Source organism: Psychrobacter sp. CX5 (genome assembly GCF_057621535.2).
This window is the reverse complement of record NZ_CM177735.1, coordinates 2,639,685-2,665,661: the sequence shown is the minus strand read 5'-3', so window position 1 is coordinate 2,665,661 and position 25,977 is coordinate 2,639,685. Positions and strand designations below refer to the sequence as shown.

At 37.7% G+C, this 25,977-nt stretch carries 22 protein-coding genes and 1 other RNA gene; 8 read left to right on the top strand and 15 right to left on the bottom strand.

The window, feature by feature from the left end; genetic code table 11:
- Positions 1 to 62 precede the first annotated feature (62 nt).
- The 6 genes from serC to AC21OG_RS10350 form a co-directional block, all read right to left on the bottom strand.
- Positions 63 to 1,241, bottom strand: coding sequence for a 3-phosphoserine/phosphohydroxythreonine transaminase (gene serC, locus AC21OG_RS10375; RefSeq protein WP_487376529.1), 1,179 nt, complete (start codon positions 1,239 to 1,241; stop codon positions 63 to 65).
- A 47-nt stretch (positions 1,242 to 1,288) separates the two neighbouring features.
- Complete coding sequence (locus tag AC21OG_RS10370; RefSeq protein WP_487376528.1) at positions 1,289 to 2,278, bottom strand: hypothetical protein; 990 nt, start codon at positions 2,276 to 2,278, stop codon at positions 1,289 to 1,291.
- A 407-nt stretch (positions 2,279 to 2,685) separates the two neighbouring features.
- Positions 2,686 to 3,573 (bottom strand): MetQ/NlpA family ABC transporter substrate-binding protein, encoded by an 888-nt coding sequence (locus AC21OG_RS10365; protein WP_486547169.1) that lies wholly within the window; start codon positions 3,571 to 3,573, stop codon positions 2,686 to 2,688.
- 283 nt (positions 3,574 to 3,856) lie between these two features.
- On the bottom strand, positions 3,857 to 4,540 hold the full coding sequence (locus AC21OG_RS10360) for a methionine ABC transporter permease (RefSeq protein WP_486547170.1): 684 nt from the start codon (positions 4,538 to 4,540) through the stop codon (positions 3,857 to 3,859).
- Between the two features lie 3 nt (positions 4,541 to 4,543).
- Complete coding sequence (locus AC21OG_RS10355; protein WP_487376525.1) at positions 4,544 to 5,299, bottom strand: methionine ABC transporter ATP-binding protein; 756 nt, start codon at positions 5,297 to 5,299, stop codon at positions 4,544 to 4,546.
- A 317-nt stretch (positions 5,300 to 5,616) separates the two neighbouring features.
- On the bottom strand, positions 5,617 to 5,823 hold the full coding sequence (locus AC21OG_RS10350) for a DUF2905 domain-containing protein (RefSeq protein ID WP_487376524.1): 207 nt from the start codon (positions 5,821 to 5,823) through the stop codon (positions 5,617 to 5,619).
- A 522-nt stretch (positions 5,824 to 6,345) separates the two neighbouring features.
- On the opposite strand from AC21OG_RS10350, the gene purD reads away from it, so the two are divergent.
- Positions 6,346 to 7,629: a phosphoribosylamine--glycine ligase gene (gene purD / locus AC21OG_RS10345; protein ID WP_487376523.1), complete on the top strand. Its 1,284-nt coding sequence runs from the start codon at positions 6,346 to 6,348 to the stop codon at positions 7,627 to 7,629.
- A 275-nt stretch (positions 7,630 to 7,904) separates the two neighbouring features.
- A complete protein-coding gene (locus AC21OG_RS10340; protein WP_487376522.1) occupies positions 7,905 to 9,365 on the top strand; it encodes an ABC1 kinase family protein in 1,461 nt (486 codons plus the stop codon).
- 261 nt (positions 9,366 to 9,626) lie between these two features.
- On the opposite strand, the gene AC21OG_RS10335 is transcribed toward AC21OG_RS10340, so the two are convergent.
- The gene (locus AC21OG_RS10335; RefSeq protein WP_487376520.1) at positions 9,627 to 10,322 is read right to left on the bottom strand and encodes a class I SAM-dependent methyltransferase; all 696 of its coding nucleotides are present in this window, start codon (positions 10,320 to 10,322) and stop codon (positions 9,627 to 9,629) included.
- Between the two features lie 515 nt (positions 10,323 to 10,837).
- Between AC21OG_RS10335 and AC21OG_RS10330 the strand changes: the two genes are divergently transcribed.
- A complete protein-coding gene (locus AC21OG_RS10330; protein ID WP_487376519.1) occupies positions 10,838 to 11,044 on the top strand; it encodes a DNA gyrase inhibitor YacG in 207 nt (68 codons plus the stop codon).
- Positions 11,045 to 11,139: 95 nt separating this feature from the next.
- Entirely contained in the window at positions 11,140 to 12,327 is a 1,188-nt protein-coding gene (locus AC21OG_RS10325; RefSeq protein WP_487376518.1) for an aspartate aminotransferase family protein, read from the top strand.
- Between the two features lie 297 nt (positions 12,328 to 12,624).
- On the opposite strand, the gene ruvA is transcribed toward AC21OG_RS10325, so the two are convergent.
- The 3 genes from ruvA to AC21OG_RS10310 form a co-directional block, all read right to left on the bottom strand.
- The gene (gene ruvA, locus AC21OG_RS10320; protein ID WP_487376517.1) at positions 12,625 to 13,257 is read right to left on the bottom strand and encodes a Holliday junction branch migration protein RuvA; all 633 of its coding nucleotides are present in this window, start codon (positions 13,255 to 13,257) and stop codon (positions 12,625 to 12,627) included.
- Between the two features lie 256 nt (positions 13,258 to 13,513).
- Positions 13,514 to 13,957: a hypothetical protein gene (locus AC21OG_RS10315; protein WP_487376516.1), complete on the bottom strand. Its 444-nt coding sequence runs from the start codon at positions 13,955 to 13,957 to the stop codon at positions 13,514 to 13,516.
- A gap of 270 nt (positions 13,958 to 14,227) precedes the next feature.
- A complete protein-coding gene (locus AC21OG_RS10310; protein WP_487376515.1) occupies positions 14,228 to 15,436 on the bottom strand; it encodes a phosphoglycerate kinase in 1,209 nt (402 codons plus the stop codon).
- A 497-nt stretch (positions 15,437 to 15,933) separates the two neighbouring features.
- Between AC21OG_RS10310 and AC21OG_RS10305 the strand changes: the two genes are divergently transcribed.
- Entirely contained in the window at positions 15,934 to 16,263 is a 330-nt protein-coding gene (locus AC21OG_RS10305; RefSeq protein WP_486547181.1) for a TraR/DksA family transcriptional regulator, read from the top strand.
- Between the two features lie 447 nt (positions 16,264 to 16,710).
- Here the strand turns inward: AC21OG_RS10305 and AC21OG_RS10300 are convergent, their stop codons facing one another.
- A complete protein-coding gene (locus AC21OG_RS10300) occupies positions 16,711 to 17,718 on the bottom strand; it encodes a serine hydrolase (RefSeq protein ID WP_487376514.1) in 1,008 nt (335 codons plus the stop codon).
- Positions 17,719 to 18,374: 656 nt separating this feature from the next.
- Here AC21OG_RS10300 and AC21OG_RS10295 point away from each other — a divergent pair.
- Positions 18,375 to 19,010: a response regulator gene (locus AC21OG_RS10295; RefSeq protein WP_486547183.1), complete on the top strand. Its 636-nt coding sequence runs from the start codon at positions 18,375 to 18,377 to the stop codon at positions 19,008 to 19,010.
- 177 nt (positions 19,011 to 19,187) lie between these two features.
- Here AC21OG_RS10295 and AC21OG_RS10290 read toward each other — a convergent pair whose 3' ends face one another.
- Together AC21OG_RS10290 and gpmI are read right to left on the bottom strand one after the other, a co-directional pair.
- A complete protein-coding gene (locus AC21OG_RS10290) occupies positions 19,188 to 20,768 on the bottom strand; it encodes a S41 family peptidase (RefSeq protein WP_487376513.1) in 1,581 nt (526 codons plus the stop codon).
- Between the two features lie 298 nt (positions 20,769 to 21,066).
- Positions 21,067 to 22,659 (bottom strand): 2,3-bisphosphoglycerate-independent phosphoglycerate mutase, encoded by a 1,593-nt coding sequence (gene gpmI / locus AC21OG_RS10285; protein WP_486547185.1) that lies wholly within the window; start codon positions 22,657 to 22,659, stop codon positions 21,067 to 21,069.
- Positions 22,660 to 23,030: 371 nt separating this feature from the next.
- Between gpmI and ssrS the strand changes: the two genes are divergently transcribed.
- Positions 23,031 to 23,225, top strand: a non-coding RNA gene (ssrS, locus tag AC21OG_RS10280) — 6S RNA.
- 247 nt (positions 23,226 to 23,472) lie between these two features.
- Here the strand turns inward: ssrS and AC21OG_RS10275 are convergent.
- Positions 23,473 to 24,108 carry an FxsA family protein gene (locus tag AC21OG_RS10275; protein ID WP_487376512.1) on the bottom strand — a complete coding sequence of 212 codons (636 nt, stop codon included), beginning with the start codon at positions 24,106 to 24,108 and terminating at the stop codon, positions 23,473 to 23,475.
- Positions 24,109 to 24,473: 365 nt separating this feature from the next.
- Between AC21OG_RS10275 and ruvC the strand changes: the two genes are divergently transcribed.
- Positions 24,474 to 25,058, top strand: a complete 585-nt coding sequence (ruvC, locus tag AC21OG_RS10270) for a crossover junction endodeoxyribonuclease RuvC (protein ID WP_486547187.1) — start codon at positions 24,474 to 24,476, stop codon at positions 25,056 to 25,058.
- 38 nt (positions 25,059 to 25,096) lie between these two features.
- Here ruvC and AC21OG_RS10265 read toward each other — a convergent pair whose 3' ends face one another.
- On the bottom strand, positions 25,097 to 25,942 hold the full coding sequence (locus tag AC21OG_RS10265) for an META domain-containing protein (protein WP_487376510.1): 846 nt from the start codon (positions 25,940 to 25,942) through the stop codon (positions 25,097 to 25,099).
- Between the last annotated feature and the right edge of the window lie 35 nt (positions 25,943 to 25,977).

The window sequence follows — 25,977 nt, the reverse complement described above, 5'->3', positions numbered from 1 at the left end:
GCTCCCATGACACCTTAAGATTTTACCACTGCTAGACAAATTAAGGAAAATCCTAATATGGCCTAGCGATTTTTATTGGCAAAGTCAGTCATAAAGCGACATAGCGCCTGTACTGAATCGAGACTAACCGCATTATAAATACTGGCGCGCATTCCACCAACATCACGATGACCTTTAAGGTTGAGTAAGCCTGCCTGCTCAGCTTGCTCCAAAAATTGAGCATCTAAATCACTGTCTTTTAAGGTAAAAGGTATATTCATAATTGAACGGTACTTAGGGTCTACATTATTGATATAAAAATCGCTGTCATCGATGGTGTGATAAAGTAGCTCTGCTTTTTGACGATTAACCTTAGCCATCTGAGCCAGCCCCCCTTTCTCCTCTAACCATTCAAACACAAGACCCGCTAGATACCATGAGTAAGTAGCGGGAGTATTTAGCATAGAGTCTTTTGTGACCTGATTTTTATAATCCAACACTGCCGGACACCATTCACTAGCCTTCCCCATCAATTCTTCACGGATAATGACGATAACTAAGCCTGCGGGTCCAATATTTTTTTGTGCGCCTGCATAGATTAAGCCAAACTTAGAGACATCAATAGGCTCAGACAAAATACATGATGACATATCAGCAACTAAAGGCGCATTTACTTGTGGCGGTTCAAATATTTGTACACCATGAATGGTTTCATTCGCACAATAGTGAAAATATCGAGCACCTTGAGTCAATTGCCAATCACTTCGATCAGGTACTGTGACAAAGTTAGACTCTTTACTACTTGCTACCTCATTAATCTCACCTAATCCAAGAGCAGCATACCGCTTTGCTTCTTTTATAGCTTTGCTTGACCATGCACCGGTGGTTAAATAATCAGCCTTGATCTTTTGTTCAGGATTAGAGGCATCCGATGAATTAGCGAGTAAGTTTAGGGGGATGGCCGAAAACTGCAATGTCGCGCCACCTTGTAAAAATAGAACTTTATAGTTGTCGGGTATTTGCATCAAACGACGTAGACTTTGCTCCGCTTTTTGAGCCACTTTGACATAATCCGAGCTTCTATGACTCATCTCCATGATTGAAACACCCTTACCATGCCAATCTAACATTTCAGACTGAGCTTTAATAAGTACTTCAGTTGGTAATGACGCAGGACCTGCACAAAAATTATGTAAGCGATTTACTTGAGTGTCTACAGTTTTAGCTTTTTCAGCAATTGAAGATGTCTGATTGTCGTTCATATACTTTCCTAATAAGACGTAGAGAGGGATAAGGAATTTAGATATGGTTAAGATGAAGTAATCTCTTTGGCATTACTTTTGGCGTCATTTTTGGAATCATTTTCGGCATAATTAATCCTGTGCCATAATTCTTTTTTGAGAAGACTATTGTCTAACATTTCTATTAAATAAGGTACTCTTTGAACGTTGCTGTGTGACGTTCCTTGAGGCATAGGGGTTAGTGCGGCCACGTTCACATGTTCACTTTTTGACAAACAAAATATAAAGCCGGCTACACTGGCATTGGCTGACTCTTGATCACTAATACCTTCACATATAGGGAATTTTAAACGTTGAGGCGTGAGCGAAAGCGAATTAATTATATTTTCCCACAATTTTAAGGCCGCTTCATTCTGCAAGACCTTCGTATCGATTAATACGACCCAATCATGATAATGTGCACCAATAATTTCAAACGCTTCCACCTGTTTCAAAGTAGAATTAGCGACATAGTGAGGTTTGTCAGGTTCTGATACTACCCTTCCAAGCTCCTCGTTATCGTCGTTATCTTTGTTATCGTCATCAATGTTCAATGTTTGCTTTATAACTTTTATAGGATTATGGCGCAACTCTTGATTTACGATAACATGCCTGTCAGTAGAAATAGACTGTTGTGGGTTTGCTATATTTATCTCATTGCCGATTTGAGCGTTGATAACCGTGTTGATTTCAGTGTTGATATCAGTATGGTTAACAGGATTATCATCCAAACCTTTGAAAGCATTTGCCTCGAAGTCTTTATTAGATACTTGATCTAAAGTACGCCCACTATTCTCGTTATTTGTTTGCTCCAAGATAGAACTATTGTGATGATGCACAGCAAACTCATAATAATCTACCACTCGTGTAGCGCGTTCTCTATTTACCCATATATCCAACCCCATTAATGCCAATATTTTTCTTTGTTGCACCACCACAGTTGAAATTTCAGAGGCTTCTAAAGCGTCTGAATTTGGGTTAGTAACAACTTCTTTACTAGCGTCTTTAACAGAGGTCATAATGATACAAGTGCTTTATGAATGGTAAATTGAATTTCATTAACGAACATGCAGATATAAAATGGACAGGTATAGAATAGTGTAACAAAGTTTGGCGGACAACTCGATAAAATATCTTAGTAGGATATATAGTTCTAGGCAAACTCAAGCAACGATAGACTTAACATTACTAAACCTACTAGAGTAGCATTTACGATAGGTTGCTTTGTCTCTTAATTTTACGAGTAACTAAGATTGATAATAAACCATCTTATACAAAAAATCCTAGCTCTCTGGTTTAAGAAAGCTAGGATTTAATACATTTAATCAAATTGCGGTATAAACCAAAACTTTATATACATCAAAGTAAACAATGCTTATTTTTAAAGATTAGTGAGTTACTTTGACTCTAGTGGGTTACCTGAAGACTAGTTTGCAGTAGCCTCACCTTCTTGGTTTTCACCCCAAATTTTAGGGTATTTATAACCTGGAAAGGTTTCATGTGCATAGGTTTTGAATTCAGGTGAGTTATAAGCCTCTGTGACATCTTTTACCCATTTTGCATCTTTATCCGCCGTCTTAACGGCAGACCAATTAACATAGGCAAAGCTTTTTTCTTGATATAAAGCATCCGTCAGCTTTATACCAGCATCAGTCGCATAGTTGCCATTGATCACCGCGAAATCAACTTCGTCGCGGGCTCGTGGCAATTGCGCAGCTTCTAGCTCTACAATATCAATATTCATAGGGTTAGAGGCAATATCAGACTTAGAGGCAGTCAAAGGGTCTACGTCATCTTTAAGGGTAATCCAGCCCAGATCATTCATCATCACTAAGGCACGGGCAAAGTTACTAGGGTCATTTGGCGCCGATACTTTCATACCATCGTAAGCCTCATCTAATGACTTCTTCTTACCGCTATAGATACCCAAAGGTGCTGTGGGTACTTGGAACACTTCAGTTAAATCAAGATTGTTTTCAGCTTTAAAAGTGTCTAAATAAGGCTTATGTTGAAACACGTTAATATCCAAATCACCTTCTGCTAATGCCAAATTTGGGCGAACATAATCCGTGAAGGTAGTAAGTTTAACCGTATAACCTTTCGCTTCAAGCTCCGCTTTTACTTCATCACGTACCATATCTGCGAAGTCACCTTCAGTGGTACCAATGACGATGGTTTTTTTATCTTCAGCCGATGCTTGATCTCCTGAAGTTGCTTCTTGCGCATTATCGTTACAGCCAACCAATACCAGTCCTGAAAGACCAGCTACTGCTGCTGCCGCTAGAATTTGTTGACGAATTTCGAATAGCTTCATTTAATTTTCCTTTAAACCTTATTGCAAATTGTGAGCACATTCTAACTTATTTTAGAACAATGACATCATGAAACTTTTAGCAGAGCTTATGAGTAAATTTCATTAAGCACTTGTAACTTGAATTTGATTATTAATCGTTTTTAAATAACGCTTTTCAAGGAGCTTAGACCTAATCCCCTGAAAACTTAAACATTTAAACAGCAATATTTGAAAACTTTAAATAGTATCTGAGAGTTTATACACAAAACACTATAAAATTAATAAGGTAACATTTAAAATTCAATTAGCGCTTATCCAGCTTGGTTGCCAACCAATTCCCAATACCCTGAATCGCAATGACCATTATGGACAACATAATGACAATAAAGATCATCACTTCGGTTTGATAGCGATAATAACCATAACGTATGGCTAGATCACCCAGTCCACCACCACCAATCATACCGGCAGCAGCAGAGTATGATAAAAGGCTGATACACAAAATAGTCACTGACAGCACTAACCCTGAACGCGCCTCGGTCAATAACACCTTGATAATGGTCATTGGGCTTGCCCCCATAGACTCACTTGCCTCAACAATACCGCGTGGCACTTCACGTAAATTTTGCTCAACCAAACGCGCAAAGTAAAAGGAGCCTGCGATTGCCAACACTAAAGAAGCAGCAATTGGTCCAATACTGGTACCAATTAATGATTTGGTAAATGGGCTCATCGCGATCATTAAGATGACGAATGGGAACGCACGCATAAAGTTAGTAAAACCGCCTAATATCGCATAAACCGACTTATTTTGTAGTAGCTGTTTATCACTTGATAAAAATAAAAATACACCAAACAGTCCGCCAATAATAATAGCCGCAGTCGTTGAAATACCTAACATGATAAAGGTATCTATAGTTGCTTGCCATATTTCTTTGCGTAGTTCCCAAAGGCGGGCGCTAGCACTGTTAAAAGTCATTGCAAACATCCCTTAATCCTCCTGAACCAATTCACGCCCAATATCAGTATTGGCCTCAATTTGACCCTCAGTTATTTCTGCCACTTCTAACAAATGCCCATTGTGCAATAATGCAGCACGATGACAAATACGGCGAATCACATTCATTTCATGGGTAACGATAACTATGGTTACACCTAATTTTTCATTCACTTCTTTTAAAGTTGTTAATAAGGTTCTAGTCGTAGCAGGATCTAATGCGCTTGTCGGCTCATCTGCAAGTAGTACTTTAGGGTTTGGTGCGATAGCACGGGCGATACCTACCCTTTGTTTCTGACCCCCTGACAACTGTGCAGGATAATGATTGGCTCTATCTGTTAGATTAACTATTGCCAAACACTCCATTACCCGCTCGTAGATATTATCCTTTGCATAGCCTGACACTTTAAGGTTAAATGCCACGTTTTCAAATACGGTACGGTTTGACATTAAGTTAAACTGCTGAAAAATCATGCCAACATTGTGACGGGCAACACGCAGCTGTTTTGGCGTAAGATCTGTTAAAACCTCACCATCAATAGTCACTGAGCCACCATCTGGACGTTCTAACAAGTTCATAAGACGCAACAGAGTCGACTTGCCAGCCCCTGAATAACCCATTAAACCAAATATCTCACCTTGTTTAATAGTAAGAGATATAGGCTCGACAGCAGTAAACCACTGGGCCTTACCATCTTTATGGGTCTGGAATTTTTTGTATACCTGATCTAGGACAATCATATCGGTCATGGCAGTCATCTTGAATAATAGTTAGCAGATTATGAAGGTGTCAGAATGAAAATTGATGACAGGAAAATCTTAAGAACATCATCTTTTGGGAAAATACAGATTAAGAACTTGCCTAATAAATATATCGAAATTACGAAAGGCGGTAATATAGCACAGTGCACTATTTATCGCATCAACTTATGGCTAATAAACTTATGCCATGACACGATATAAATTCGTCTTAAAGCTTAAAGGCTATCTCCAATCTAATAGCCCTTAGTGGCTAGTAAGTGGCTAATATAAAAATCAACTTAATTCTAAAGGTGTCGTGATCCCCTCTAACGACGAAAGATATTTAACAATATGCTTAGGACAATACTAATAATAATCATGGTCACAATGGGAAAATAAAATCTTGTATTCCCGGACTCGTAACGAATATCTCCTGGCAACTTACCAAACCAAGTCAACGCATTTGGGAATAGGGCTAGAACGACCCCAATAGCAACAATGAACAACCCAATGGCTATCAATATTTTAGGCATAATTAAGTATCCTTTTTTTAACTACTAAACAGATTTCAAATATGATGTCTAATGGGTCATCTAACTGCCCCATTTTATTAGAATTTGGTAAAATAGATGAACTTTATCCAGAACTTTACCAAAGAGCTGCCAAACCTTAATTTAAAATAAAAAAATTATCAATCATTCGAGTTAGCGATTGATGCATTTTGAATTTTTAAACGATATTTATGTCTTAACTCTATATAATGTCATCATAATAGAATAGATAGCACATTATATTAAGCTATTTAAACTAGGGTATGTGACTATTATTTATGAAGCTACTTCCATTTATGGCTTGCGAATACATAATGCTTACAAATACTTAGTTCTTACGAATACATGTCGCTTGCCAATGAATGACACCAATAGCTATCTGTTTAATTGTGCATAAAGTCTATAAACACCATACTATTTGGTTTTATAAATATTAACTATTAAAACGGTCAAGTTATAAGCCTATAAACTCACTTGAAATCTATCAACAAACAAGGGATATCTATGAATATTTTAATTATTGGCTCAGGGGGTCGTGAACACGCTTTGGCATGGCAATGTGCTAAAGATAACGACGTTTCAACTGTCTATGTAGCAAATGGAAACGCAGGCACGGCTATTGAACCAAAATGTGAAAATATTGACCTAGATACCTCAAATCATAATGCCGTCATTGAATATTGTAGAGCCAATGATGTTAAGCTGATTATTGTGGGACCGGAAGCACCTTTAGTTGCGGGTTTAGTCGACGATTGTCAAAAAGCGAATATTGCCACTTGGGGACCTACTAAATTCTGTGCGCAACTTGAGGGCTCTAAAACCTTTGCCAAAGAATTTATGCAAAACAACCACATTCCGACGGCAAAATATGAAACCTTTACGGACATTGAAGCAGCTAAGGAATATGTTAAGAATAATGGCGCGCCAATTGTCATCAAAGCGGATGGATTAGCGGCAGGCAAAGGCGTCATCGTTGCTGAAACTGTGGAACAGGCTTATAGCGCCATTGAAGATATGCTCGGTGATAACAAGTTTGGTGAGGCGGGTAGCAGAGTCGTTATTGAACAGTTTTTGCAGGGTGAAGAAGCCAGTTTTATTTGTATGATTGATGGTGATAATATTTTGCCGATGGCAACCAGTCAAGATCACAAACGGGTTGGTGAAGGTGATACAGGTCCTAACACTGGTGGTATGGGTGCGTACTCCCCTGCTCCTGTGGTTACTGATGAGGTACATCAGAAAGTTATGACGCGGGTGATTCAACCTGTAGTGAATGCGATGAAAGAGGCAGGACATCCCTATACTGGCTTTTTATATGCAGGATTAATGATAGATGATCATAATGATCCTTATGTCATCGAATTTAACTGCCGCTTTGGCGATCCTGAGACCCAGCCTATTATGATGCGCCTCAAATCGTCTTTAGTTAAATTAATACAACAAGGTCTGGACGGCAAGCTACCTAACCAAGCTGAGTGGGACAATCGTGCAGCACTAGGAATTGTTTTGGCATCAAAAGGCTATCCTGAAAGCTCATCTAAGGGTGATATTATTACAGGACTACCTCCCTTTGATGCAACAGAGACGACTAAAGTATTCCATGCTGGGACTAAGAAAGAAGGCGAACAAGTATTGACGAATGGCGGCCGAGTGTTATGCGTCACGGCCCTAGGAGATACTATTGCCGATGCCCAGCAGAGTGCATTGAAAACCATTGCTACTATCGAGTTTGATGGCGCACACTATCGTCGTGACATTGGCTACCGAGCCATTAAACGACTGTCTTAATTTTATTGTTATTGCTTAAGTACAGAAACTTAAACTTAGAACCGATATTCATACGCTAAAGTGAGGTAATTTGTAGAATAAAATGCGACAATACAAGTCATCATTAAGTAAAAAGCTTGCGATGAACAGTCATTTTATTGAATCAAGTTAATTTATTGAATCCTAATGCTTATGACGTTTATTACGTCGTCGCTTATTTTAAGCAATTATAGCTTGTTATAGATTATGAATTCAGGTTCTTAAGATACAGTATCATTATCAAATATGGTTAAAACATGGATAATTCTTCACCTTCTATACCTCAACAACCTGAATTACAAAATAGTAGCTCAGAAAATGAGATGAGTGAGCTTAAGACTTCTCGTTTAGATCGCCGTCTTTCTATGGCGAAAACATCTCTTAATTTGGGGAGACGTTGGGCTGGAAATAGTTTCAGTGGTCTTTTCTTAAGTAAAGAAGAGAAAGCCTCCCGTAATCAGGCTTTTATGAAAGAGCAAGCGGCCTATTTAGCAGATGAATTGGGTAAGCTTAAGGGGTCTGTGGTTAAGATTGGTCAGATGCTGGCTCTGTATGGTGAACATTTTTTGCATCCAGAAATTACAGAAGCCTTACATCGATTAAATGACAGTACCGCAAGTTTGTCATGGTCTGTTGTTGAAAGAGCGCTGATTACAGAGCTTGGCGAGCGCTTAAATGATTTAGATGTATCCCATACACCAGTAGGTACAGCTTCGCTAGCGCAAGTTCATCGCGCGACTATTAAATCGACTGGACAACAGGTTGTCTTAAAAGTCCAATACCCTGGGGTGGCAGATGCTATAGACTCTGACCTTAGCTTGTTTAAACATCTTTTGAAGGTTACCAATGCCGTACCCCAAACCAAAGCGCTAGATGAATGGTTTACAGAAATTAGTGATCTTTTGAAAGTTGAAGTCGATTATAATGCTGAAGCTCAAACGACTAAAAGGTTTTATGAGCGCTTAAAAGATGACGAGCGTTATATCGTACCCGAGGTAATAGAAGAGTTCTCAACTCAAAGAGTTTTATGCTTAAGCTTCGAAGAGGGTGTGCCCGTTACCAATGTCGATTTACAAACCCTTCCTCAAAGTCGTCGGGATATACTCGGCAAAGCGGCTATAGATATTATGCTCAATGAGATCTTCATCTGGGGTGAAATGCAAACTGACCCAAATTTTGGTAACTATTTAATCCGCTCCGAGCCAGCAGACAAACCTGATGGTAAAGATAAGCTCATTTTATTAGACTTTGGTGCAATGCGCCAGTTTGACGATCATCTGCTTAATATAGCTCGCAAGCTAATGTTAGCCGGTTTTAATTACGATAAACAGCAAATGATTGATGCTATGCAGGGTTATCCTTTCTTTGACTCAATGAGCCCAGAGGTTAAAGCTAATATGGCAGATGTATTTTTATTAGCCACTGAGCCCTTTAGATCTCCGCAATTACAAAATAATTTGCAACAGTCGTCAGAGGATGTATTGGTTGATGAACAAGGCTACTATCATTGGGCCAATAGTAATTTGCATAAACGTCTTATGGAAAGCTCGAGCAGTGCTATGCAGTCTAGAGAGTTTAGCTTACCGCCAAAAGAGTTTATGTTTATAAGTCGCAAGTTTATCGGAGCATATACTTTCTTAACGGTGCTAGATGCACGCACCAATACTTACGATACCATTAGTAAATTTGTGCCAATCAATATGACGGCACAACGTTAAGAATAAGCTTCAGAATGAGTTAGTGTTGTGGGAACTATTCGAGCGTAACCAACGAAAAACATTTCAAACTTAAAATCTGGCGAATTTAAATAGTTTCAAGATATTAAATTTTGATATGTCGGTGGTTAGGCAACTAGTGATTTTTTGTCATTATGGCATTCTTTAGCGTTAGCTGCTATTGGGTAATATCATTTAGCGATCGTACCAAGCAGCGATAGCACTCTAATGGATCACAACTGCACTACTCAAAGAGTAATTTGATTAATTAGTGTGTAAAGTTGAAGAATTCCAGTTGTCGAAGTTGGTAATATAGTCTTTAGGCTTCGTTAACTCAAGCTCCCAACACCTCTCTCCACGTGCTAAATATTTGACCTCAAAATGGGTACGCTTACTGTGAGTAGGTATAAGATACTTTTTGGTCGCTAAACCCCATGTATTTAAGGACTGATCATAAGCAGTGTCTATATACTCTTGAATGTTACTTGCTAATACAACCTTCCCTTCAGGCTTTAGTCGGGATAATAAGAACTCAAAGAAAGGCATATTTAACCATTGTTGATTTGGATTTTTTGGTTCAGGGTTTGGATAAAGAATAAAAAACTTGTCCACGCTTTGAGTAGTCAGAGCATAAACACAGTAAGGTATAGCATCAGCGTGAACCGCCAATAAGTTATTTAAAGGGGCACCCTCTTTATTAATAGAATCAACCAACGAATTAAATGCAGTAAATTTATTTTGAGTACGTTCTATTGCAATTAAATCGTGTTGGGGATTATCTTTAGCATATTGGCAAGCATGCAGCCCCTTCCCTGCGCCAATCTCAACAATGAGAGGGCGTGATTTATGCGGTTGTTGAATAAACTGAGGAACAAGAAAATTACGTGGCGCCTTAAGCTTTTCAGGTTTAAAAATTCTTGATTTATTGTGACTTAGTTTGTTTTTAGTCGATGTTGACATTAATTACAACCACTTGTCGGATAAAAGGTTAACTATCTATTAAGAGCTGATTACTTGCTTAAGCAAGCCCTTACATGAGCAAGTAAGTACTCGTGATATACTCTAATAAGCAGCCTAATTTAACTTTATTGTTTTAAACCTTTGTAAATAACGTTATTTTAAAGCATACATCTCAGTAGTATATACCGGAAGTTCTTATTTTAAAGGTAAAACCTTTTCTTTAAAACAACCTATCTTTGTTGACTACGATTAGTTTAAATAAACCTACTATTTGGAAAGTTTTCATTCGCCTTCCTCAATAGGTTTATATCTAGATTTAGTATAAAATTTTCATAACACATTATAGTCAAAGAACTCTAAAATGGTTACAAGGCAACCAAGTGCAAGTACTACTGAAGTAGACTTAACGAGATTAACGCCGTAACCGTTTAGTAGTTCGCTGACTATATTTGATTGTTCAACAGACCCTAAACAATACGTTCCTAAAACTTATCATGACAGCCTAAGATACTCATATGACTCAGTCAAAATCAGATTCACCAAAACCTTCCGTCAGCAAAACTTACCCTTGCCCACAATGCCAAAAGTCCACGGTATGGCAGGACAACCCTTATAAACCATTTTGTAGTGATCGCTGCAAATTAATAGACTTAGGCGCTTGGGCTAATGAAGAGTATCGTGTTGCTGCAAATTATGCCCCCTTTTCATCCGATTTTGACTAAATTATTAACTAGTTCATTTCATTAAAATCGTAAAATTAAAATAACTATCAATGTAAACATAACCTAATTAAGCACCTGATTTTAAAGGATTTATTATGTCACACTCCTACATCATGCCAACTTATAGCCCACAACCCATCAGCTTTGTACGGGGACAAGGAAGCTGGCTATATACTGCTGATAATACGCCATACTTAGATGCTTTAACAGGTATTGCCGTTTGTGGATTAGGTCATTGCCACCCAAAGATTACAGAAGCCATTCAACATCAAGCGGCTACTTTAATCCATACCAGCAATCTTTTTAAGATCGATTGGCAAGAAAAGGCCGCTGAGTCAATTTGCACCGCAGCAGGTATGGACAGTGTTTTCTTTGCTAATAGTGGCGCAGAATCAAACGAAGCTGCTCTTAAAATGGCTCGACTGTATGGACATAATAAAGGGTTTAAAAAGCCTAAGGTCATCGTGATGGAGCGTGCCTTCCATGGCCGCACTTTACTTACGGTTTCTGCAACCGCCAATCCTAAAGCGCGTGAAGGTTTTTATACGTTAGATGATGAATTTATTCGGATTCCGTTTGGCGATATCGAGGCTATAAAACAAGCCGCTAAAGACTATGATGAGATTACCGCTATTTTGGTTGAGCCTATACAAGGCGAAGGTGGTCTTAATACTGCAGAAAGTGGTTTTGGCTATTTAGAGAAAATTCAAGCTATTTGCGATGAGCATGACTGGCTATTTATGGTTGATGAAGTTCAAACCGGAAATGGACGTACTGGTAAATACTTTGCTTACCAGCATAGCAACGCTCAGCCAGATGTGGTCTCCACAGCAAAAGGGTTAGGCAACGGGTTTCCGATTGGCGCTTGTATGGTTCGAGGTCGTGCTAAAGATTTATTTCAAGTTGGTAGCCATGGTTCAACTTATGGCGGCACACCCCTAGGTAGCAGAGTCGTCCATACCGTATATGACCTCCTAACGAATACCAATGTTATGATAAATGCAGTAACGGAAGGTGACTATATTCAAAAGACTTTATATGATGAGCTAAAGACGTTAGGTGTGACAACAAGAGGCTACGGAATGATGATGGGTATCGTATTGCCTGAGACGACTAACTGTAGCACATTGGTTGCAGACGCTAGAATAAATGAAAACCTGATCACCAATGTGACTGGTGGCAATGTTATACGCTTGCTACCGCCATTAAATTTGTCTCGTGAAGAGAGTAATCAACTCATTGATAAGCTCATCCGTATCATAAAAGCTAAAATAACGGATTAGATATCACCGTTTATTGATATACAGATATACTGAGATAACAATATACTATAGTCAGCGAACTACTAAACGGTTACAGCGTTAACCTCGTTAAGCCTACTCCAGTAGTACTTGCAATAGGTTACCTTGTGACTACTTTAAAGTTCTTTGACTATAAGATAAGATTTCAACGTCTAGGGACTTGCATTTTAATGGATATAACTGGTAAATTAGTTTAATATTGATTCAAATAAAAATTCTAATAAAATGCGCTATTAGACTATTCTATTAACTAATCAATTGGACTAAAATGCCACTATACTAAAAGTTTGATAATTGCTGCAATGTCAGCTTTAATAAGCTTTGCGTATCGACAATTGTTTGTCCCGCCTCAGTATCCCGTGCTGCTTTTATGGCCTTCTGCGCCTCTTTATCTCGATACCCTAGACTAATTAATGCAGATTCTACTTCTGCAAGTATGACGCCTTCGCTACCAGAAGCGTTTATCGGCACAACGTCACCATTTTCAAATAGACTGCCTTCACTACTAATATGATCAAACTTGCCTTTTAGTTCAATTAATAAGCGCTGTGCGGTCTTTTTTCCGATACCAGGCACACGTACTAAAGCAGCCTCATTATCCGACTCCACATTGAGTTTAAGCTCAGAAGCTGAAAAAGTAGACATCATAGCGAGCGCCATTTTTGCTCCAACCCCATTAATGCGAATCAACTGTCGGAATACATCACGCTCATTTTGATTAAAGAAACCAAATAATAATTGAGCATCCTCACGCACATGTAAATGAGTCCAAAGTACCACATTGCCCTCAAGCTGCAATTGACAAAAGTCAGGCAAAGGTAGCTCAACCTCATATCCCACACCCGATGCAGTCATAATACACGCTACCGGAGCTGACAAATGACACACTCTTCCTTCAAGTAATCCAATCATAAATCTTCATCTATCACAAAAGTTAAGGGCTCTATTATAACAAAGTTCATTTTTTAAATTAGGCTATTCTCCTAATTAGCATTTAGAAAGTCTCATTTTTAATTAAACGCTGTATAGTTATATTTTAAAAGTTGAAGTATAAAAAAAGCCCTGACATACCAGGGCTTAAATTGAACCGTTAACAGTTTTAATTGAATACTATATAATTTAAATAGGCTAGTAAATTTACTACCCTTAAAATTAAATAGTGTTCAAATTAGTATTGCTGATCAGCGTCTTTAACTTCAGCTTCAGCACCATCAGTAGCCTTTGAGGCCATATCTTTAGCACCATCAACCATTGAGTTTGCACCATCAGTAACAGTTTTAGCACCATCAGTAACTGCATTGGTAGTGCTATCAACAGCAGTGTTTGCGCCATCTGCAATAGATTCACCAGCACTTGTTACAGCGCCAGAAGCGGCGGCGCCGGCATCTTTAGCACTGTCAAGCATTGATTCACCGGCGTTTTGAGTAGTTTCAGCAGCGGTATCAGCAGCATTAGTAGCAGTGTCACCTGCTTTTTCAGCAGCTGTATCAACATTTTCAGCAGTTGTATCTACAGCATTTGCATCAGTAGCTTCATCAGCTTTTTGATTACAACCTGTGACAGCGAATACACTAGCAACTAGGCCTGCAACAACAAGTTTACGGTTTAACATAAGAACTCCTCACGTAATGTGGTATTAATTAACTCTCAGCATTCTAAAGACATATTAAGGAAATAACAACTATTAATTTAAATAAATTTATAAAACTTAATTAAACCATTAAATAGTTTTAAATTTCCAAATACATCTTGCTAAGACGGGGTTGTAAAGGCAGCAAAACCTTAAAATCTAAGACTCCAGCACCATAAAATAAAGGTCTAGCTGCCCTAATTGATAATTATCCAAAATATATTTATAAACACATTTAGGAATATCTTATCTTTATTGACTATTATGAACTTCTAATGCCGCAACAGCAGGCAAGGTTTTGCCTTCAACGAACTCTAAAAATGCACCTCCGCCTGTAGACATATAGCTCACACCATCTTCTACGTTAAATTTATGAATCGCCGCTAGTGTATCGCCGCCGCCTGCAATTGAAAACCCTTTACTCATCTTGACAGCTTTTGACAATAAACGAGTTCCTTCACTAAAGGCATCTACTTCAAATACACCAACCGGTCCATTCCATAAAATAGTTGCAGCATTTTTGACCGCTGTGAAGATATGCTCTGTACCTTCAGCGGCGATATCTAAAATCATTTCACTATCACCTACTTCATCAATACTTCTAACAATAGGGGTCGCAGATTCTAGTGATTTTAAAAAATTATCAAAATCTATCTGTGACTTATCAGCAACGACTACATTTTTCGGCAATAAAATCTCAGTTTTGCTCATGATACTGGTCGCAGTATCTATCATTTCTGCTTCATATAACGATGCTCCCACTGAGTGACCTTTAGCCGCTAAAAAGGTATTTGCAATACCACCACCAACGATGATTTGATCACAAATTTCAGCCAAACTAATGAGTACATCTAATTTTGTAGATACTTTAGAGCCGCCGACTATAGCCACGACTGGCTTATTGGGTTGGTATAACGCTTTTTCTAAGGCATCGAGCTCAGCTGATAATAACGGACCAGCACATATAGGTTTACCCGCATTAGCTGCTGCCTTGATGACGCCTTCAGTTGATGCTTGAGCCCTATGCGCAGTACCAAAAGCATCCATCACAAATACATCACACAGTTCAGCATAATGCTTAGATAGTGTCTCACTATTCTTCTTTTCACCCTCATTAAAGCGAACATTTTCAAGAAGAATAACGTCTCCTGGCTTAACGCTGACATTCTGGTTAACATATTCTTTATTTAACACAACCGTCTGATTTAATTGTTCAGATAGATAGTCAGCTACTGGTTGTAATGAATACTTCTCTTCATAATTACCTTCGCTAGGTCGACCCAAGTGCGAGCAAACCAAAACTCCTGCACCTTTTTCTAAAGCCAACTTGATAGTCGGAATACTTGATCTTAGACGAGCATCGTTAGATATTTTACCATTTTGGATAGGTACGTTTAAATCTTCACGTATTAATACTGTCTTACCCTTAAGATCTTGGTTTTCCATTCTAGCAAAGTTCATGCAATTACCCTTTCAAGAGAAATATGGTTAAAATTTAAGTTTACGCTTACCATAAAATAATGTCTGTATTCGCCCGTTAATATTTTCGGACGCTATAAAATTTTAACCGATTTTATCATATTTAAAACCAAGGACAGTACACAATTTAATAATGAATCGTATCATTCACTATATTTGACAGTTCATCACAACCATCCTTTAAAAGGTTTATAATGCTATTATATGATGAGTCATATTTCCTTTGAGAAATATTAAAGTAATTCCGGTTATAAATTTTATTAATAATAGGAATTAATGATTTAATTATTGAAAACACATACCTTAATATCCTAATCTTCGTAATAAAATTGAAATATGTCCATTAAAACACAGACATCAAGACATATTTATTAAATAACTGTCATTAAATAATAGTGATCTAATAACAGTTTTAAAAGTACAGTTTTAAAAGTACAGTTATCCAACCTTGAATCAACACAAACAGAAGGATACCCTTTATGAGCAACGATTATTCAGAAGCTAAAACACGTCTTTTAGAGTTACAACAAGAATATCAAACTCGAATCGATAAAATTGAAGACCACATTCAACATCCTCAGGATGAACTTAATGAGCATTGGGACGATCAAGCCATTTCAATGAGAGAAAATGAGATGCGCAAATCACTTCTTGTTGAAGCTCAGCAAGGTCTAACCTATGTTAAAAATGCGTTAAGCCGCATTGAAAATGGAACCTATGGAGAATGTGCGGTGTGTGGTGAAGAAATTGAAGAAAAAAGATTACAAGCTATACCATATGCGACCTTATGTATGAAACATGCCTCGTAGAAGCTACGTTTATATCCTACTTTAGCGAGCTTTGAACGCTATCAATAAAAACAAAAAAGATTGCCTTTATTAAAGGCAATCTTTTTTAGACTGAAATCATATTCCATATTAATAAATAATCTAACGAGTAAGGCAAGTTCAGACGCTACAAAAGGTAGGTTCAGTAAGCCTGACAAAGACCTCAACAAAATTGGTTATTTAATAGGTCAGGTATAATGAATTGCTTAGGGCGTGTGGAACATTCGACCATGGCACTGGCGGAGACTATTTTTTAGTCAATTTGCAGTGAAATTTTTGACGCTTAGTCATTCTAATTTAGAACCCTAAATTTTTAAAAGCCGCCATATATTGGCAAAAAAGAGTCTCGCCCTCATTCGAGCATAGCTATCTGCAGTGCTAATTTGCGAATGTTCCACACGCCATAATAGTATCTCTTAAAAGATATTTTTATACCGATCGGCGCATCGCTAAGTTGGCTAAGATAGTTTCTGCATCATTCCAGCGTGTACTTGAGCTATTGGCGCCTAAAATGACAATGATTGCCGGGCGGTTATTAACTCTAGTTTCCATGACGACACAACGTCCTGCTTCATTAATAAAGCCCGTTTTTGATATACCAATGGGATAATCCCCACTTCGTACCAATTTACTCGTATTATTAGCAGCATACTGGCGGTTTCCAACAGCATAATTAGCAACGAAAAAATCATAACTTTTGGTAGTAGAAAAACGACGAATGACTTCGTATTGCCCTGCTGCTTGTACCATTTTTGCCAAATCAACTGGTGACGCTACATTTCGCTTATCAAGACCTGTAGGATCTCCAAAATAAGCACTATTCATACCCAGTGCCCGTGCTTTTTGGTTCATTGCGTGCATAAAGGCATCATAACCACCTGGATAGTTTCGAGCTAGAGACTTAGCCGCTGGGTTTTCAGACTTCATTAAAGTCATTAGCAATAGCTCGGCGCGATTCATGCGATCGCCAGCTTTTAGACGTGAACTTGCACGTTTAGGACCGACGAAATCTTCAGGATCCAACTTGATTTCCTCACGCATATCAAGTCCAGCATCCAATACGACCATCGCGGTCATAAGCTTTGTAATTGAAGCAATTGGACGAGCAACATTTGCATTCTTTTCGTATAATGGTTTGCCAGTTTCAACATCCAATACTAGTACGCCACGTGATCCTGTAGTTATCGGTAGTGTTTCGTAAAAGGTTGAGTTATTGTAGTTATTGGTACTATCATAACTATAGCCATTTTGATTTGAGTACATAATAGTACGTGCTTCAGATAACCCACCTGCACTACCCCATTGAACTTGTGAATTACCTGTCTTACTAGGTTCGACAATCGTTAACGCAGCATTTGATACTGAACTAACAGTGCCCAGACCCAATGCGATGCAAACAAAGATATACGATTTTTTAAAAGAATTGTTTAAGCTCATAAGTCATCTCACTTGAGTCAAAATTAATAGTATTAAGGTATTATATAGCGTTAAAAAGGCGAAAGTTTACCAACTCAGTTGCTTTAGCACTGGTAAATCATTTATATTTATTGGTCCATTTTATTAAAATATTTCAAAATTATTATTAAATAATATTTTACAAATGCACAAAGATCAGACTATCGAACAATCAAAAATTTTAGACTTTCAATTATTTTACTAGTTGCTTGCTTACCTAAATAGTTATTAATTAAGATAGTTAGTCATTTTGAAAATTATGTATTTAGTCAGCTGTATCTACAAATTAAGTTAACAAGTCAATTAGTCAATTAGTCACTTTCTTATTTAATGGTTTAGTTAGTTAATAATCGATAAATTACTTACCTAACTTTTAAACCTAAGTTGAAAATTTATCATTTACTAAGAAGATATGCTATTTACATTTTTAAATATTAAAATAAAATTTTTACTTACTGTTTTTGACATTTATAGTGTCTATGTTATTTATCTTAACATCATTAACGCATCAGGTTAAGTACTAATTCCTTTGTTTTATAACGGGTTAAGATATGTTGTCAATTCAAAACATTAGGTTTACGATACAGTAACATTTAAATACTGTTATTATTGTTCTAACGTTCTATTGGGAAGTTGATATGATTAAAATAATAGTAGTTGATGACCATGACCTAGTTAGAATGGGTATCAGCAGAATGCTATCTGATGACCCAGAAATCGAGGTGATTGGTGAAGCAGATAGTGGGGAGTTGGCAATAAAAATGGTAAAATCGTTGAATCCGGATGTCGTGCTATTAGATGTTAATATGCCTAATATAGGTGGCGTAGAGGCCACAAAGCGGTTACGACAATTCAATAATACTGTTAAAATTCTGGCGGTTAGTAGCGTCTCTACTCAGCCATACCCTTCTATGCTACTTAAAGCTGGGGTAAATGGTTATATCACTAAAGGAACCCCTCTTGCTGAGATGATTAAAGCCATTAAAAAGGTGTACCAAGGCAGTAAATACTTTAGTAGTGATGTGGCTGAGCAACTAGCAGATATGCTCCTGACCGATAATGAAGAGTCACCTTTTGATAGACTGAGCGAACGCGAAAAACAAGTAGCTATGATGGTGGTTAACTGCCAAAGTCCTCAGCAAATTGCCGATCAATTATTTGTCAGCGTCAAAACCGTTAACACCTATCGTTATCGTATCTTTGAAAAGGTAGGGGTAGATAGCGATGTCAAATTAACCCACCTTGCGATGAGACACGGTCTCATTACTCCCTAATATTATAAACACCGAAATTTAACTCTCTATACACCTAACAAGATGAGTGGCATTTATCAAATTCACTGAGACTATAAAGACTGGGAATATAAAAACTTGGAATATAAAAACAGAGACTATAACTATTAAATTAAACTATTAATTATCTCCTATACACAGCTCTTAATAGTCGTAAATCTAATAGTCGTTAATCACTGGAAGACCTTCTAAGTTATTATTAAATTTAATACCTATAGGGCGATCTTGCGCTAATATTGTATTAACCGCCTGCTGCTGCCAATCAGAACCGTCGTGCATTAGGGTTATGTCAGGCTTAACGCCAATACCATCGATCATGTCTCCTTTAATACTACGATACTCTGCAACCGTTAGTTTAACTGCGCCACCTGATTTTAAGGGAATTACCTCTTGAACCGTTCCCTTACCAAAACTTTGCTCACCTATAATTTTAGCGCGTTGATTACTTTTCAGACTACTTGCTAATACCTCAGCGGCTGAAGCAGAGTATTGGTTTTGCAATACCACAACGGGTAAGTCTGATAAATACGGGGTGCCATTGGGTTTAATAATCTGACTATGATTGGTCCTGTTTCTAACTTGTATCAACCCTTTATCAGCAATGAATAAACTAGCGATATCAATAGCCGCTGAGAGAACCCCGCCTGGATTATTCCTAACATCTAAAACCACTCCAGTGATTGGCACGCCTAGGTCTTTGAGTGCTTTGATTAACTGATCTTTTGACCCATTTTGAAAAACAGGCAATCGAATAATCGCAATGCTATCTTGCACGGTCACATCTAGCCTATTATTAGAGGCTAGATTACGTTGAAGAATGACATTGCGTTTCTGCCCAAAGTTGCTAGCGACAGTAACCTGAACTTGCGACCCTGCAATACCAGATAGGAGCTGACTAACATCTTGAGGCGTCATGTCAGAAGTCAGATCCGCTTTTTTAATTTTAAGTAGCCTATCACCAATATTGATACCCGCTTCCTTCGCAGATGAACGGGGTAAAACCTCAGTCACAATCCAAGCAGATTTTAAAGGATCAAAGTTAGCAATAATACCAACATGACCAATCTCTCCATCAGTGAAGTTTCGCAGTCGCTCATAATTTTCTGGAGTTAAATACTCAGCATGACTATCTAGTTTCTCAAGCATTCCTGCAATAGCATGCTGGAACAAGATTTCATCATTTACAGGTCGAACATAATCATTTCTAATAACATCAATTACCTCAACGAAGGTTTCAATGGTTTCCGGAGATATTGCATTTAAAGGAACATGTTCAACGCCTAAGCTTAACTCATTGTCATTAAGCACATTGTCGTTAAGCGCATCATTTTCATTACGTTGACTACCATTGCTATCAAGGTCCCCATTATCAACGACCTTGTCTCCCTGACTTGCTTTCGCAATCATAATATCGCTAGAAGTGGCACTGTTATTAATATCATCTACACTAGGGTCATATTCAATGATAGCAGCTTCGTCGATGACGTCTAGATTGGCATTTGCATCGATATCATCACAGTCATCAGAACAAAGACTCTCATAACCTTCTATTGAATCAACGTCATCCTCAGAATTTTGAAATAAAGATGGTACAGACTTTGACTGCTCTTGACTGGCGATAAGTATTTTAGATTTGATAATAGGCTTAGGAGGTGTGCTTGATTTAGGAAGATAGGAGCACCCTACTACACTCAGGCTGACTGACAAAATGCTGAGATAAATAATGTTAGTTATACTCATATTAGACCTACCATCAGTCCTTGTACCCAACAATGACCCGTTAGATTGAGATTTCATAAGCGGGTGCTTATAGCTCATCATTTACCTACCGATATTAAAAATCTTCGCCAACTTTGATTAAGGTCTACCGAAAAACTATTTATAAAGAAATTTTAAAACACCAATATTCTAAACACTAAAATTATGACCACTAATTATTTTAGACAACTATTTTTCGAGAATAAATTAACCAACTCTTTCAATACTAACTTACTCAATACTTATTGAACACTTGTTCAATAGCAGTTGTTTGGAAATACTACTTCGATTGTAACAAGGTTGTACCTGTCATCTCATCAGGTACTTTCAATCCCATTAGATCTAGTATGGTTGGTGCAACATCACTTAATTTTCCACCATCTCGAACAGTAACTTTATTATTTCCCACATAAATTAAGGGAACTAATTCAGTAGTATGCTGGGTATGAACTTGACCACTTTCATAGTCTTGCATTTGTTCTACATTACCATGATCTGCCGTGATTAGCATATGCCCATTTGACTGAATTACCGCTTTCGAAACCGCGCCTATTGCATCATCTAAGCACTCTACCGCTTTGACAGCAGCATCAAAGTTACCTGTATGCCCTACCATATCACCATTGGCATAGTTGACAATTAGAACATCATATTTTCCAGAGTCTATAGCCTCAACTAACTTCTCGGTGACCTCAGGTGCACTCATTTCTGGTTTTAAATCATAAGTGTCCACATCTGGAGAAGGAATTAGAATACGAGATTCACCCTCATATTCATTTTCTTCTCCCCCACTAAAGAAAAATGTGACGTGTGCAAATTTTTCAGTCTCGGCAATTCTAAGCTGAGTTTTATTATTATTTTGAAGGTATTCGCCTAATGTGTTATGAAGCGCTGTTGGTTCATAAGCCACTGAAGTTTTTGGATTAGCCGCTAACTCGTCTGAATAGTGGGTCATCATTACAAACGCTGATAAATTGGGTTGTTTCTTACGGGCAAATCCAGCGAACTGATGATCTGGCAAGACAAAAGCCTGACTTAACTCGCGTGCTCTATCTGCTCTAAAGTTCATAAAGATTACCGCATCGTTGTCATCGACAGTGATCGGAGTTTCACCATGCTCGATGACATTAGTGGGACTCACAAACTCATCTGTCTCGCGGGACTTATAGGCCGCTTGTACAGCGCCATCTGATCGTGTCGCCATACGCTCAGCTTTACCCAGTGTCATTAAGTCATAAGCTTTCTGAACTCTATCCCAACGATTATCACGATCCATCGCAAAATAACGACCAATAATACTAACAATTTGAACCTTACTTTCGTAATAAGCATTTAAATTATTGATATAATCGCGTAATCGCTTGATATATTTATCTGCCGATTTTGGCGGCGTATCTCGTCCATCTAAAAAACAATGCACATAGACACATTTAGCTCCATGAACGACTGCAGCGTGGCACATAGCTTCGATATGGTCTTGATGCGCATGGACACCTCCGTCAGAGAGTAACCCCATAATATGGACATTCCCATCAGCTTCGACAGCGGCTTTGATACCATTGACAATAGCCGGATTCTTATAAAAATCACGGTTTTTTATGTCACGGGTGATACGAGTTGAGTCTTGAAATAACACACGTCCAGCACCCAAGTTCATATGTCCTACTTCTGAGTTACCAAATTGACCTTCAGGTAAGCCAACATCTTCACCAGAGCCTGAGATAAGACCGTGTGGATAGGTATTCAAAATGCGGTCAAGATTTGGAGTGTTTGCAGCAGCAACTGCATTGTCCTGCTTATCCTCACGATAACCAAAGCCATCTAATATCATTAGTACGTGTGGAATCTTTTTATTACTTTCAGCTGCTACCATTGACGTTTTCTCCAAATATGTTTCTAAAAAACTTCTAAATATTATCCGATTATTAGATAGTTATGTCTTAATCGGTAATTTCAATACTCTATATTTTAAAATAAAAATTAGGATGTAATTGTACCACACTAGAGAATTTAACTATAATCAAGGTTAAATAATGCATGGTTATTTAATACATGGTTGTTTAATAGATGGTTGTTTAATAGATGATTGTCTAATAAATGGTTTGAATGACTTATTCGCTATGTCTACAGTTTATCTTCAATTAAAATTACTGTTCTACTACGCTTGCTAACTATCTACTACGCTTGTTAACAAACTCACTTCGCTAAGCATTTGCAACTAAATAAAATTTTAGTTATTATCTAAAGACTCTGAAGTGTTCGCCAGTGGATGATATTCCCTGAGCCGATAATGCACTAAATGGATGTGATTTCTACTGTCTTATTGTGTATGCCTGCACTGCTTGCAGTGATTCAGGAAACCTTAAGAGACAGTGACACATCCGCCCTGAACTTGACGGTTCATGGGTTCCCATCTTACAGCGGCACTTCGGTCTTTAATTTTGTATTCAACTTTATAATATTCTATTTTAGTCTTGCTAAGCTGTCTTATAATTTTAAACTACATATATTTTAGATTAAGGGTTTAAATTATAGTTTTAAAGTTGAAGATAATTTCAAATCACTTAATTTGATTGACTAATTTAATTGTCAAATTCGTATACTACAAAGTACTTTATAGAAAAAAACCCTTTTATCTAAACAGATAAAAGGGTTTTTATTTATTTGATGATTGAAATAACTTAATCTATTCATCATTTGCCGGTTTTTTTAACTTTTTAACATCTTTTATAACCGCTTTCGCAGAACCATCTACGGTAGTGTTATGCTTAAAACCATTCCCAAATGGATTACGCTTAGCGCCTCCAGACTGGGTATCAAACGGATTTTGATTGCCAAATGGATTCTGACCGCCAAAGGGATTACCCCCTGTACCGCCCATGCCGCCAAAAGGATTTTGACCACCCATTTGCCCGCCCATCTGCTTGGCCATAAGCTCCATCATTTTCTGCTGATTATTCATCACATAATTATTAGCCATATCTTTCAATTTCTTTTGAACCGGAGGCAATATCACTAATAGTGCTAATAAGTCGGATAGCAAGCCTGGAATCAAAAGCAATAACCCCCCTACTGCCATCCCCACAGTTTTCATAATTGTATTTTCTGGAGGACGCATAGCAGGGTTTAGACCTCCTGCTTTCATTTGTTGCGCCATTGGATTAAGCGTTGTCATTCCTCGACGAATTAAAGTTAAGCCTATCACTGCAGCAACAATAAACCAGCCAAATACCCACCAGCCGCTTATGAACTGCGCAACTAAATACCATAGTAGCATTTCAATGATAAACCAAACGATGGCAATGCCAACTATCTGACCCATAATGTGTCATCCTATTTTGTTTACAAAGAGCTTTGAATATAAAAATTTAAATGTTTATTAGACCAACAAAGACGAGCTCTGTTTAATTATTCAACCTAAGTGCACGCATGAAGGTTAAATCACCTTAGTACCCACATCCTAATTACTACACCATTCTTTTGAATAAGAGGTAAAAAATTAACAAACCCAATTTATTAATCTCGTTATATGTTATCTATATGGGGATTGCTTGGTATACTATCAAATCTTAATTTGGTTTTCTAAACAATTATTAGCGTCAATGTGACATATATAAGCACCTAAACGATTTAACTAAATTAAATTTTAAAGGTTAACAATAATACAATCGGACTTAAAATTAAATTATGGCAATTATTATTGGTATAGATCCGGGTTCTAGATTGACAGGCTACGGAATTATTCATCAAAAAGGTGATACTCTTCGGTATCTTGATGCAGGCACAATTCGCACAGAGACGAAAGAGATGCCAGAACGTTTGAAACGTATCTTCAATGGTATTACTCGAATCACTCAATACCATCTAAAATATGCAGATGAGCCAATACATGCCGCAGTTGAGCAAGTATTTATGGCTGAAAACCCTGACTCTGCACTAAAGCTAGGTCAAGCACGTGGGGCTGCCATTGCCGCCTTAGTATCTTTAGATTTAGAAGTATCGGAATATACGGCAAGACAAATTAAGCAAGCCGTTTGTGGATATGGAGCAGCGGATAAAAATCAGGTTCAAGAAATGGTTTGTCGCATATTAAAATTAGACATCGCACCTCAACAAGATGCAGCAGATGGCCTTGCCTGCGCTATTTGCCATGCTCACTCAAGCCACTCAATGAATAAGCTGCTCATGAATACGACCTTACGTGGTCGTGGATCCTCAAAGAAAAAAGGGCGCTGGCGTTTATCTGAAGAGGACATTGCAGGTCTTAAGTAATGGTATAAAGATTTAAACTATTACAATCAGTGCTAACCTTAGTTTACAATAGAGCTTTCGATAATACCGCCTAGAACATAAACGTACTGTTTCCCTTTGACATCTATTGGATCTACGCTAAACCGTTTTAAACGTATAACTTGGTTAACATTATTATCATGGGTATAACCTTCAATCTCATCTACAAATAGATGCCATTCCCCTACACCAGTTTTCATACCTTTGAAATCATAATAAACGGGTCTGACTTCTAGACACCCTCCATTTGTACCATCGGGGCAAACGGGTTCTTTATTGCTGATTTCCCAATATACGATGTCCCCTACTTGTCCATATTTGACTTCAGGGGTCAATGTACCTTGCCAAACTAATGTATTGCCCTCCGACGTTTTTTGAGTTAACAAAGGCTTTTCAATAGCTAAATAACTTAATTCACTACGCCCTGCCATAGCTCTAGCAAGTAACTGTTCAACATCATACAGCTTGCACCCAATTTCAGTACTCATTATATTACTAACAATTAAATGATTATTACTAAGTGTATAATTACCGCCAATACTATTACAGCCTAGTCCAAAATACACGCTATCTAGTCCATTATCATCCAAAAAGCTTAAAGATATCTGATTCTTGATTGAGTTTAAACGCTTTAATGGATGATTGTTAGCATCTAATGCTTCAACTAATTCCCAAGAATAATTAACCAGATCCTTTTTTTTAATTTTTTCGAAGGTTGCCATTTCGTTACTGGTATTGTTAACTAATTCTATTTGGGATTCTTTTTGAATTCCAGCTTCTTGAGCGCTATTGTGACATCCTGAAAGTATCGATGCACCATTGATAATAGCAAGTGTCATCAGTAAAGTATGCGTTAAAGTTCTCAATGTCTACTTCCTTTGCCAATGTCATTCAATTATCA